Origin of the sequence: Kitasatospora sp. NPDC057936, from assembly GCF_042887525.1 — a bacterium.
GTDB lineage: Bacteria > Actinomycetota > Actinomycetes > Streptomycetales > Streptomycetaceae > Kitasatospora.
Genome location: NZ_JBHVPD010000028.1, coordinates 66,177 through 78,499 on the forward strand (window position 1 = coordinate 66,177; position 12,323 = coordinate 78,499).

The window sequence follows — 12,323 nt, forward strand, 5'->3', positions numbered from 1 at the left end:
TGCTGGAGCTGGTGCAGGGCTGGCTGGCGGAGGAGCGTTTCGCGGGTTCGCGTCTGGTGTTCGTGACGCGTGGTGTGGTGGCGGGCGAGGACCTGTCCGGTGCGGCGGTGTGGGGTTTGGTGCGGTCGGCGGTGTCGGAGGAGCCGGGCCGGTTCGGTCTGGTGGATCTGGCGGGGGACGAGGTGCTTCTGCCGGAGGCTCTGGGCCTGGATGAGCCGCAGCTGCTCGTCCGCGACGGTGAAGTCCTGGCTGCGCGCCTGGTGCGTACGGAAGCAGCGGCCGAGACGGCGGTGGCGTGGCCGAGTGAGGGCACGGTCCTGATCACCGGTGGTACCGGAGGTCTCGGGAAGCTCGTGGCCCGGCATTTGGCGGCCGACCACGGCGTGCGTGACCTGCTGTTGGTGAGCCGCCGGGGTGCGGAGGCCGAGGGCGTCGAGGAGTTGCTGGCGGAGCTGGGCGCGGGGTCGAGGGTCGAGGCCTGTGACGTGGCCGACGAGGCCGCTGTCGTGGACCTGTTCGCCCGGCACGACATCCGTGCCGTCGTCCACACGGCGGGCGTCCTTGACGACGGCGTGATCGGCTCGCTGACCCCCGAGCGGCTCTCGGCCGTCCTCCGCCCGAAGGCGGACGCGGCGTGGAACCTGCACCGGGCCGCCGGGAACGTCGAAGCGTTCGTCCTGTTCTCGTCGATGGCCGGTACGTTCGGCAATGCGGGCCAGGCCGCCTACGCGGCGGGCAACGCCTACCTGGACGCCCTGGCGGTCCACCGCCGCGCCCTCGGCCTGCCGGCCGTCTCGCTCGCCTGGGGCCCGTGGTCCGACGTGGCGGGCATGACCGGCACGCTCACCGACGCCGAGCGGGAGCGGATGACCCGCGCCGGCGTGCCGCCGCTCGACCCGGAGCACGGGCTGGCGCTGTTCGACGCGGTCGCCACCGGCGCCGAGCCGGCCGTCCTGCCCGTCCGGCTCGACCTGCCCGCCCTGCGGGACCGGGGTGACGTCCCCACCCTCCTGCGCGGCCTGGTCCGGGCCCCGGCGCGCCGGGCGGCCACGGCCCCCGCCGCGGTCGACCTGACCCGGCGGCTGTCGGGGCTGGGCGGCGACGCGCGGCGCGAGGCCGTCCTGGAGCTGGTGCGCGACCAGATCGCGCTCGTGCTCGGCCACGAGGGCCGGTCGACGGTGGATCCGTCGCGGGCCTTCCAGGACCTCGGCTTCGACTCGCTGACGGCGGTCGAACTGCGCAACCGGCTGCGGACCGTGACCGGTCTCCAGCTGCCGGCCACCGTCGTGTTCGACTACCCGACCGCCCACGCGATCGCCGGCTTCCTGCTGGAGGGCCTGTTCGGCGCCTCGGAGGCGGCGGAACCGCTTCCGGCGGCCGTGCCCGTCCCGTCCGATGATCCGATCGTGCTCGTCGGGATGGCCTGCCGCTATCCGGGCGGCGTGGCGTCGCCGGAGGACCTGTGGCGGCTGGTGGCCGACGGCGTGGACGCGGTGTCGGAGTTCCCGGCCGACCGCGGCTGGGACGTCGAGACGCTGTACGACCCGGACCCGGACCACAGCGGCACGTCCTACACCCGGACGGGCGGGTTCCTGCGGGAGGCGGCGGCGTTCGACGCGGCGTTCTTCGGGATGAGCCCGCGCGAGGCGCTGGCGACGGACGCGCAGCAGCGTCTGCTGCTGGAGACCTCCTGGGAGGCCTTCGAGCGGGCGGGCATCGACCCGGTGTCCCTGCGCGGCAGCCGGACGGGCGTCTTCGCGGGCGTCATGTACGCCGACTACGCGAACCTGCTCGGCGGCGGTGAGTTCGAGGGCCACCAGGGCAGCGGCAGCGCGGGCAGCGTGGCCTCGGGCCGCGTCTCGTACACCCTCGGCCTGGAGGGCCCGGCGGTGACGGTCGACACGGCCTGCTCGTCGTCCCTCGTCGCGATGCACCTGGCCGCGCAAGCCCTGCGCAGCGGCGAGTGCACGCTGGCCCTGGCCGGTGGTGTGACGGTGATGTCCACCCCGGCGACGTTCGTCGAGTTCTCCCGGCAGCGCGGCCTCGCCGCCGACGGCCGCAGCAAGGCCTTCGCCGAGGCGGCGGACGGTGTGGGCTGGGGCGAGGGCATCGGCATGGTGGTGCTGGAGCGCCTGTCGGACGCCCGCCGCAACGGCCACCGCGTCCTCGCAGTGCTGCGGGGAAGTGCCGTCAACCAGGACGGTGCGTCCAACGGTCTGACGGCGCCGAACGGTCCGTCGCAGCAACGCGTGATCCGGCAGGCGCTGGCGAGCGCCGGGCTGACGTCCGGCGACGTGGACGCCGTCGAGGCGCACGGCACGGGGACCACACTCGGTGACCCGATCGAGGCGCAGGCGCTGCTGGCGACCTACGGTCAGGACCGCGAAGTCCCGCTGCTGCTCGGCTCGATCAAGTCGAACATCGGCCACTCCCAGGCCGCGGCCGGTGTCGCCGGCGTGATCAAGATGGTGCTCGCAATGCAGAACGGCGTGCTGCCGCGCACGCTGCACGTGGACGCGCCTTCCTCGCACGTGGACTGGACGGCCGGCGCCGTCGAGCTGCTCACCGAGCGCATCGACTGGCCGGCCACCGGCCACCCGCGCCGGGCGGGCGTGTCGTCCTTCGGGATCAGCGGCACCAACGCCCACGTCATCCTGGAACTGCCCGAGTCGGCGGAGCCGGACAAGGGGGCCGCACCCGGTCTCGTGCCGTGGGTGGTGTCCGCCAAGTCGGAGGCGGCGCTGGACGCACAGCTCGCGCGGCTCACGGATGCCGAGGAACTGCCTTCGGCGGATGTGGCGTTCACGCTGGCCGGGCGGTCGGCGCTGCCGCACCGCACGGTGCTCGTCGACGGCGTGGAGGTGGCCCGGGGGGTCGCGGGCGACGGCAAGAGCGCGTTCCTGTTCTCCGGTCAGGGCTCGCAACGGCTGGGCATGGGGCGGGAGTTGTACGACCGCTTCCCGGTGTTCGCCCAGGCCTTCGACGAGGTGTGCGAGGCGCTGGAGCTTCCCGTTCGGGACGTCGTGTGGGGCTCGGACGAGGAACTGCTGAACCAGACCGCGTACGCCCAGGCCGGGCTGTTCGCCGTCGAGGTGGCGCTCTACCGGCTCGTCGAATCCCTCGGCCTGCGGGCCGAGTTCTTGGCCGGGCACTCGATCGGTGAGGTCGCTGCGGCGCACGTGGCCGGGGTGTTCAGCCTGGCCGACGCCTGCGCCCTGGTGACCGCGCGTGGCCGGCTCATGCAGGCGCTGCCGTCCGGTGGCGCGATGCTCGCCGTACAGGCGACGGAGGACGAAGTCCTGCCACTGATCGGCGAGTTCGTGTCGATCGCCGCCGTCAACGGCCCGCGCTCGATCGTCGTCTCGGGAGCGGAGGACGCCGTCGCGGCGATCGAGGAGCACTTCGCCGACCGCCGGACCACGCGCCTGCGCGTGTCCCACGCCTTCCACTCGCCGTTGATGGACCCGATGCTGGAGGACTTCCGTACGGTCCTCAACGGGCTGACGTACAGCGCTCTTTCGCTCCCGGTGATCTCCAACCTGACCGGTGCCCTGGGCGAGGACATCACGACCCCCGACTACTGGGTGCGCCACGTCCGCGAGGCCGTCCGTTTCGCCGACGGCATCCGGACCCTCCACGAGGCCGGCGTCCGCCGCTACCTCGAACTCGGCCCCGGCGCCGTCCTCACCGCCCTCACGGCGGGCGCGCTGCCCGAGGACGCCGACACCGTGGCCACCCCCGCGCTCCGCAAGGACCGCCCCGAGGAGGCGAACCTCGTCCAGGCCCTCGCGAGCCTGCACGTCCACGGCGCGAAGGTCGAGTGGCGCACGCTGCTCGCCGGAGCCGGCCGCCACCTCGCCGAACTCCCGACCTACCCGTTCGAGCACCGCGACTACTGGCCGAGCGGCCTGCCCGCCGGCCGCGGAGCCGAGTCCGCCGGGCTCAGGAACGCCGAACACCCGCTGCTCACCGGCTCGCTGGAGCTGGCGGACAGCGACGGCCTCCTGTTCACCGGCCGCCTGTCGGCGCGGTCCCACCCGTGGGCGGCGGACCACGTCGTCATGGGCTCGGTCCTGGTGCCGGGCACGGCCCTGGTCGAGCTGGCCGTGCGCGCCGGTGACGAGGTCGGCTGCGACGCCGTCGAGGAACTGACGCTCGCCGCGCCGCTGGTCCTCCCGGGGACGGGAGCCGTTCAGCTCCAGGTCGCCGTCGGGGCGCCCGACGACGCGGGCCGCCGGTCCGTGAGCGTGCACTCGCGGCCCGGCTCGGGCGGCCTGCACCCGTGGACCCTGCACGCCAGCGGCGTGCTCGGGACGGGCGCGGCACCGGCGGAGTTCGACGCCTCGGTGTGGCCGCCGGCCGACGCCGAGCAGGTCGACCTGACCGGCCTCTACGACGGCCTGGCGGAGGCCGGGTTCGGGTACGGTCCCGCGTTCCAGGGTCTCCGGATGGTCTGGCGCCGGGGCGACGAGCTCTTCGCGGACGTCGCTCTGCCCGAGGGCGTCGAGGGCGGCGCCTACGGCCTGCACCCGGCCCTGTTCGACGCCTGCCTGCACACGCTCGCCGTGAGCGCCGGTCGTGAGGCGAGCGTTGCCGGGCAAGGCGGCGCCGGGGTGCCGTTCGCGTGGGAGGACGTCGCGCTGCACGCCTCCGGGGCGTCCGCACTCCGCGTCCGGCTGACGCCGTCGGCGTCCGGCGGGCTGGCGCTCGCCGCGGCCGACCCGGAAGGCCGGCCGGTGGCGTCGGTCGGCTCGCTCACCGTCCGGCCGATCGCCGCCGAACAACTCGGCGCGGCCGCCCGCCCGGCGGGCCACGACGCGCTGTTCCGCCTCGACTGGGTGCCGGTGCAGATGCCCGCCGACGCGGACGTGGCGTTCGCGGCCGTCGAGCCGACCGCGCAGGCGCTGACCGAACTCGCGGCGACGTCCGAGGTGCCGCCGGTCGTCCTGGCCGAACTCCCCTCCGGCGGCGCCGAGTCGGTGCACCTCACGGTGACCGCCGTCCTGGAGCTGGTCCAGACGTGGCTCGCGCAGGACGCGTTCGCCGCCTCGCGGCTGGTGTTCGTCACGCGGGGCGCGGTGTCCGGCACCGACCTCGCCGGTGCGGCGGCCTGGGGCCTCGTCCGCTCGGCGGCCTCGGAGGAGCCCGGCCGGTTCGGCCTGCTCGACCTGGCCACCGCCGAGACGCGGCTCCTGCCCGCCGCCCTCGCCGTCGACGAACCGCAACTCCTGCTGCACGACGGCGAGTTGTCCGCCGCCCGCCTCGCACGGGCGGAGCTCGCGGCCGAGGCCCCGAGCTGGCCCACCGAGGGCGCGGTGCTGATCACCGGTGGCACCGGCGGCCTGGGCCGCCTGGTGGCCCGGCACCTGGTCGCCGAGCACGGCGTGCGCAGCCTGCTCCTCGTCAGCCGCAGCGGCGCCGCCGCCGACGGCGTCGCCGAACTGGTCGCCGAACTGGCCGACCTCGGCGCCGAGACGGCCGTCGAGGCCTGCGACGTCGCCGACGGGCCCGCCGTCACCGGCCTGTTCGCCCGCCACGACGTCCGCGCGGTGGTGCACACCGCCGGCGTCCTGGACGACGGGACGATCGGCTCGCTCACGCCCGAGCGCATCGGCGCCGTCCTGCGCCCGAAGGCGGACGCCGCGTGGAACCTCCACCGGGCCGCCGAGGGCGTCGAGGCCTTCGTCCTGTTCTCCTCGGCGGCGGGAACGCTCGGCAACCCCGGCCAGGGCAACTACGCGGCCGCCAACGCGTTCCTGGACGCCCTCGCCCGCCACCGCCACTCCCTCGGCCTGCCTGCCGTCTCCCTGGCATGGGGCCCCTGGACCGGCACCGGCGGCATGACCGGCACCCTCACCGAGGCCGAGGCCGAACGACTGGCCCGGGCCGGCATGCCGCCGCTCACGCCGGACCTCGGCCTCGCCCTGTTCGACGCGACCACGGCCGGCACGGCACCCGCCGTCCTGCCGCTGCGCCTCGACCCGGCCGGCCTGAGCCGGCGCGGCGAGGTTCCGCCGCTCCTGCGGGGCCTGGTGCGGGTGCCGGTGCGGCGCGGCGCGGCCGCGGGCGCGGACGGCGGGACGGGCGGCGGCGCCGAGTTCGTGCGGCGGCTGTCCGAACTGCCGGGCGCCGAACGGCGCGAGGCGCTGCTGGAGGCGGTCCGTCGCCAGGTGGCCGCGGTCCTCGGCCACACCGACGCCTCCGGGGTGGACCCGCAGCGGGCCTTCCAGGACCTCGGCCTCGACTCCCTGACGGCGGTCGAACTGCGCAACCGCCTGGGCGCGTTGGTGGCCCTGCGGCTGCCGGCCACCCTGGTCTTCGACCACCCGACGGTGGCGGAACTGGCCGACCACCTCTTCGACCGCCTCGGCCTGCGGCCCGAACCCACCGAGGGCCCGGCCGCCCTGCTGGCCGAACTCGACCGCCTGGAGCAGGCGTTCGGCACGACGGAGCTCGACGTCTCCGACGACGAGCTGTTCGCCCAGGTCACCGCCCGCCTGGAGGTCCTGCGCACGAAGTGGCTCGCCTCCCGTACCGCCGCTTCCGAAGCCGACGCCTTCGACTTCGACTCGGCGTCGGACGACGAGATGTTCGACCTCCTGGACAACGAACTGGGCCTCTCCGACTGACCCCGGCCCGCCCGCACCCACCCCCGCGTCGCGGGAGCCCACCCCGGGCTCCCGCGACGTCGCGGTTTGACGCGGTCCGCGCGCACTTCGCCGACCGCAAGCCGACCACTACGCGAGCCGTGAGGCTCTGATCGAGCTCATGCGAGTGAGCCTGAGGGCACGCAGATGATGTTTCGGAGGCAGGCGAACGGCCGGGACTCCAGGCCGACCGTAGGTTCCCGAGCGTCCAACCACCGTTCAGGACAAGAGATTTGGACGCTCACCTAGCCACCGCGGCCGCACAGTTGGCGGTAGCGTGCGGCGGTGGGTGCCGTGCGGTGGGGCCTGGAGGCTACGGATGGGGACGACGATGCTCGGGGATCTGCTCGACGAGGCCGTGCTGATACTTGAGAAGGGCGCGGTGGGGCCGGACGCGCGGCGGGAGGCGGAGGAGCTGGCCGCGCGGGTGCTCGGGGTGGAGCCGGGCGGGCTGGATCCGCGGCGGGAGCTCGACGGGAGATCGGTGCGGCGGTTGCGGGACCTGGTCGGCCGGAGAGCCGACGGCGTGCCGCTCGGCCACCTGACCGGGCGGGCCGTGTTCGGGGGGCTGGAACTCCTCGTCGGGCCGGGGGTGTTCGTGCCGCGGGTGCACAGCGAGCTCGTCCTCGCGGCGGGCCTGGAGGCCGTCGCGGAGACGCAGGCGCCGACGGTGGTCGACCTGTGCGCCGGCTCCGGCGCGATCGGGCTGGCCCTCGCCCACGCGCGGCCGGACGCCCGGGTGCACGCGGTCGAGTTCGATCCGGTCGCCGCGGACTTCGCCCGCCGCAACGCGGCCCGTCGGGCCGCGCTCGGGGACACCGGGGTGACCGTCCACGAGGGCCCGGCGGACCGGGCGGGCGCGCTCACCGGCCTGGCGGCCGGGGCCGACCTGGTGCTCGCGAACCCGCCGTTCATGCCGGACACGGCCGACGTGCCGGACGAATTCGGCCGCTACCAGCCCCGCCAGGCCGTGTTCGGCGGCGCCGACGGCCTGCGGGTCGTGCGGCAGGTGGTGGAGGCGGCGGCCGGGATGCTGCGGCCGGGCGGCGCGCTGGTCGTCGAGCACGGGCACCTGCACGGCGCGACGGTGCCGGCGCTGCTGCGGGAGTCCGGCCGCTTCGCCGAGGTGACGTGCCGCCCGGACCAGGACGGCTGGCCGCTGTACTCCTCGGCCGTCCGGACCGAGGCCTGAGAACGCCAACGGCCGGGCCCCTCCCGCACCGTGCGCGCACAGTGCGGGAGGCGCCCCGGTCTCTTTCGGCTGCAAGATCTGATACGTTCGCAGGCATGTTCCTCCTCTGTGCGTAGAAGCCGCCGTCGCTGCGTCCCGTCCGGGCGCGGCCTTTTGCTGCCCACGCACACGTCTTCGCGCATTCCCGAGGAACACGTTCATGTCTTCGCCTCTCACGGCACGGTCGTACGCGGCCGTGCTGCGGATCCCCTACGCCCGCCGCACGTTCGGCGCGGCGCTGCTGGGCCGCCTTTCGTACGGAATGGTCTCTCTCGCACTGGTCCTGGCGGTCCGACGGGCCACCGACTCCTACGCCGCGGCCGGCGGCGTCATGGCCGTGTTCGGCCTCACCAGTGTCTTTCTCTCTCCAGCCCGCGCTGCCCTGGTGGACCGGTACGGACCGCGCCGCGTGCTGCCGGTCATGGCCGCCGGCTACGCGGCGCTGTTGACCGCGCTGGCGCTGGCGACTGCGTGGTCGGGCGCGTCGGCGGTCGTGCTGGGCGTCCTCGCCGGCGCCGCCGGGGCCGCCACACCGCCGCTCGGTCCGGTGATGCGGTCGTTGTGGAGCGCCCTCGTCCCTGATCGGGGGTTGCTGCAGCGCGCGTACAGCCTGGACGGGGTGGCCGAGGAGCTCCTGTTCGTCACCGGACCCCTGCTGGTGGGTGTGCTGGTGAAGGTGGCCGTGCCGTCGGTGGGTCTCGCGGTGAGCGCCGCCCTCGCGTTGACGGGAGCACTCGCGCTGGCCACCTCCCCGGCGGCCGGCGGCTGGGCCGCTGCGGGGAAGACCGAGGACGGCGGAACGCCCGGCCGGCCGGGCGGCCGTCCCGGGCCGGGGCAGGCGATCGCCGTCGCGGCGGGCGTGGGCGTGGCCCTGGGAGCCCTGGACCTCCTGGTGATCGCGGTCGCCGACGCACGGCACGTCCCGGACGCGGTGCCGTGGGTCCTGGCGGCGCTGTCGGCGGGCAGTGCCGTCGGCGGTCTCGTCTACGGCGCCGTCCCGTGGCGCAGCTCCAGCAGGCTCCGGCTGTCGGTGCTCGCGGTCGCGCTGGGGCTCGTCCTGGCGGCGACCGGTCTGTCGCCCCACCCCTACGTGCTCATCGTCGGTGCGGCACTGGGCGGGCTCTTCGTGGCCCCGGCCGTCACGACGGCGTATCTGATCGCCGACGAGTGCGCCCGCCCGGGCGCGCGCACCAAGGCGGGCGCATGGGTGAACACGGCCCTCAACGCCGGCTCGTCGTCGGCGACGGCCGGCGCCGGGCTGCTGGTGGGGCGGCTGCCCCTGCCCGTGTGCTTCGCCCTGGCCGCGGCCCCCGTCGTCCTGTCCGCCGCGACCGGGCTGCGCGGCCGCCGCCGCTCCGCGCTCCCGGCCCCGATCGGCGGGGAGCCGACGGAAGGCCCTGACGCCGAGCAGCAGCGCCACAGTTACGACGTGGGGCGCTTCTCTGCACTTCACTCAATCAAGCGATGCGGCGGGCCGGTTCGGCGGCGAATGTTCTCTCACCGGTGATCACCTGGGTTCCGATGCAACACGGTGTCCGTCAGGTGCACTCGCGCCGCGCAAGGCGGTCTACCGGATCAGAGCCCACTGGGAGGGCGAATCCGCAGATTGATCACCATCGAACGCGCGGGGGCTTCAAGGTGCTGCGATGGTAAGAGGGTTGTACAGGTCAACCATCGTGCGCACTGGGAGCGGCAACCAATCGCCTGTCGACTGGTCGCTTCGGGATAGCAGTTCGAGTACGTCGGTCGCAGTCGGACGGCGGCTGGGATCGTGGTCGAGGCACCGGGTGATGACACCGACAAACCGAGAGGGTAACAAGCTGAGAGCAGATTCCAGGGATTCGCCGTCCGGGAGCGGCGCGGCTCCTGCGGCATGGCACAACACCATGCCGAAGGCGTAGAGATCCGTGGCATGTGTGATCGGCGCGCCTGTGAGCTGTTCCGGAGCGAGGAACCCCTGCGTGCCGAGGACATAGTTGGTACTGGTGAGTCCGATGCTGTCGAGGGCGCGAGCGATGCCGAAGTCGATGATGCGGGGTCCCGAGCTGGAGATGATGACGTTGCTTGGCTTGAGGTCGCGGTGGACAATGCCGCGGGCGTGGATGCGCTCAAGCGCTTCGGCGACGCCGACAGCGAGGGTGTGCAGGGTCCTCGGGGGCAGGGCCCCTTGCTGGCTGAGGACCTCGTGCAGTGATGGGCCGGGGATGTACTCGGTGGCCAGCCAGGGCGGGTCGCCGTGGGGATCGGCGTCGACCACTGACGCGGTGTGGAACCCACCGACGAGGCCTGCGGCTTCGATCTCGCGGGCGAAGCGTTTCCGGAAGGTCGTATCCTCGGAGAGCTCCCGCCGGATGACCTTTACCGCGACCAGGCGCTGCCCCGGCGACTGGCCGAGGTAGACCGTGCCCATTCCGCCTTGCCCCAGTACCGCCGTCAGCCGGTAGCGGCCGATACGGCGAGGATCATCCTGCCGCAGCGGACGGTGCCCGGGGGCGATGCCCGACCGCACGAGCGATTGCGGCGTACCAGGCGCCACCCCATCACCATGTGTCGGGGCGACGGGACCCCTGTACCGGTCAGCGTGAGCCTGCTGCGGTGTCGGATCCTGGATGAGCGTAGGCAGTGCGCCCATCTTGCACTCGACTCGGTGGACCCGGATACCCCAGCGGGCGGTGTCCCGATCAAGCGCAGCGAGCAGGTCCATGGTGATCTCCTCTCGGGAGTTCAAGGCCCGTTCGAGGTCCATGCCGTCGATGGTGCGGCGCATCGTGGCGACCGTGAGCTGCTCGATTGCCTGGACGTAGCTGGTCACGCCGTAGGTGGCGGCCCTTGCATCGGACACCTGGTAGGAGACAAAGATGTCGATGTCGACGCGTCGATTGTCCTGCGTGACCACCTGCTGCTGCGGAACCGCCATGACCTGTTCACGCAGGTCGACCCGGAAGCGAACTTTGTCGATGATCGGGATGACGAAGTTCAGACCGGGGTCTAGCGTGCGGGTGTAGCGCCCAAAGCGCTCCACGATGGCGGCGCTGGCCTCCCGAACGATGTAAACCGTTTTGAACAACGTCCTGATGACGAGTGCCACCAAGATGATCAGAACGATGAGGACCGGCTCCACAGCGGCTCTCCCCCTCCTCCAGGTTCCCTGCCCTGACGCCAGCTCGCGCCGGGCAGCAGTCTTCCAGATCTACCCCATGATGTGATTGTCTTCACGAACATGAACTGACCAGTGGGCAAAGCGCTTTGCGGCGAACGTGGCTATGTCGGCATTCAAACTGTCTTCGGTGGGGATGGGGTTGTTCGTGGCGCGGGAATGCCGAGGTCGATGACGGGCCTGCGAGTGAATCGCTCCGTTTCGTCCCTAATCGAGCGGAGGAGCGCAAGGTGAGGTCCAGACCTTCGATCTCCCCGAACCAGCCTTCGGCCTCCGCGCGTTCGCGGCGGGTGAGGAGGTCGGTTTCGAGCTCGTTCAGCCGGCCGAGCATCTTGGGGTTGACGTTGAGCATCGGGCAACGGATGCAGGCGTGTTCGTGCTGGCAGGGGGTGCCATAGGGACGGGCGCAGGAGCCGAGCTCGACCTTGCGCTTGTCGAAGTGCTCCTCGAACTCCTCCCACTCGGCGGTCGTGGCCTCGCGGTACTCCTCGGAGGGCCTGACCTCGCGCCGCTCGGCGAGGTAGGCCATGTAGTGGCGCACGACGTCCTCGTCGAACACGGCGACGTAGCCGCGGGTGGTCTGGAGATTCAGGTGGCTGATCAAGACGGGCCGTGCAGGCGCGTCGCCGCGCGAAAGCGTTCTAGAACCACCGGAGACCGACCCGCGCAAGCGGGTCCCCGTGCAGCTCGTAGTCGGCGAGCACCCGGGGTCGTCAGCGCCGCCCGCCGAACTGCCAGGCGTGCACCTCGATGTGGGCGTACCGGTCCGGGGTCAGGACGGCGCGTGCCGTCTCCCGGTCCGGCGCGCGGAGCAGCGCCGCCGTGCCGAGCCAGGTGGCTCCGTCGTCGGACAGCAGCGGCCCGTAGGCGATCAGCTCGTCCCGGTCGGCCGGGACGGCGAGGTCGGCCGCCTCGCCCGTGCCGAGGCCGAGCACCAGGTACCGGTTGCCGCCGGTCCGGCCGCCCGGGAAGTCCCACATGGTGCGGCCCAGCAGGTTGCGCCACCGCCGCAGCAGCACGTCCCGGTAGACGCCGGCCTGGTAGCCCGGCTCCTCGAAGGCGAACGCACGGGCGGCGGCGGGGCCGGGCAGGTCGACGATGTGCAGGCTGCCGGTCGGCGCGCCGTCGTCGTCGAGGGTCGGGCCGCGGGCGATCATCTCCTCCGCGAACCGGTCCATGTAGGACCAGTGGTCTTCCAGCAGTTCGTGGCGCAGCGGCAGGGAACCGGTCCGGTCGCGGTGGTAGCAGAGGAATTCCATGACCGTATGGTCCCGCATGCGGGTGCGCA

General features: G+C 73.2%; 6 protein-coding genes (1 of these 6 only partly in view). 3 read left to right on the plus strand and 3 right to left on the minus strand.

The annotated features are described in order from the left end of the window. The 3 genes from ACFVU9_RS17250 to ACFVU9_RS17260 all read left to right on the plus strand — a co-directional run. Positions 1-6,629: the 3' portion of an SDR family NAD(P)-dependent oxidoreductase gene (locus ACFVU9_RS17250; RefSeq protein WP_387594057.1), read on the plus strand. 23,848 nt of this gene lie to the left of the window's left edge; the window shows 6,629 of its 30,477 coding nt (coding positions 23,849-30,477); its start codon lies beyond the left edge, outside the window; it ends in the stop codon at positions 6,627-6,629. A gap of 337 nt (positions 6,630-6,966) precedes the next feature. Further along, positions 6,967-7,839 (plus strand): N5-glutamine methyltransferase family protein, encoded by an 873-nt coding sequence (locus tag ACFVU9_RS17255; RefSeq protein ID WP_387594059.1) that lies wholly within the window; start codon positions 6,967-6,969, stop codon positions 7,837-7,839. Positions 7,840-8,038: 199 nt separating this feature from the next. Next, positions 8,039-9,385: an MFS transporter gene (locus tag ACFVU9_RS17260; RefSeq protein WP_387594061.1), complete on the plus strand. Its 1,347-nt coding sequence runs from the start codon at positions 8,039-8,041 to the stop codon at positions 9,383-9,385. A gap of 126 nt (positions 9,386-9,511) precedes the next feature. Here the strand turns inward: ACFVU9_RS17260 and ACFVU9_RS17265 are convergent, their stop codons facing one another. The 3 genes from ACFVU9_RS17265 to ACFVU9_RS17275 form a co-directional block, all read right to left on the minus strand. Then, a complete protein-coding gene (locus ACFVU9_RS17265) occupies positions 9,512-10,999 on the minus strand; it encodes an SPFH domain-containing protein (RefSeq protein WP_387594063.1) in 1,488 nt (495 codons plus the stop codon). 91 nt (positions 11,000-11,090) lie between these two features. After that, on the minus strand, positions 11,091-11,639 hold the full coding sequence (locus tag ACFVU9_RS17270) for a hypothetical protein (protein ID WP_387594065.1): 549 nt from the start codon (positions 11,637-11,639) through the stop codon (positions 11,091-11,093). Positions 11,640-11,748: 109 nt separating this feature from the next. Then, complete coding sequence (locus ACFVU9_RS17275) at positions 11,749-12,294, minus strand: YciI family protein (protein ID WP_380491523.1); 546 nt, start codon at positions 12,292-12,294, stop codon at positions 11,749-11,751. Positions 12,295-12,323: the final 29 nt, after the last annotated feature.

Coding starts and splice junctions, on each gene's coding strand:
- ACFVU9_RS17255 (WP_387594059.1), top strand. CDS start 6,967: ATGGGGACGACGATGCTCGGGGATCTGCTCGACGAGGCCGTGCTGATA.
- ACFVU9_RS17260 (WP_387594061.1), top strand. CDS start 8,039: ATGTCTTCGCCTCTCACGGCACGGTCGTACGCGGCCGTGCTGCGGATC.
- ACFVU9_RS17275 (WP_380491523.1), bottom strand. CDS start 12,294: ATGGAATTCCTCTGCTACCACCGCGACCGGACCGGTTCCCTGCCGCTG.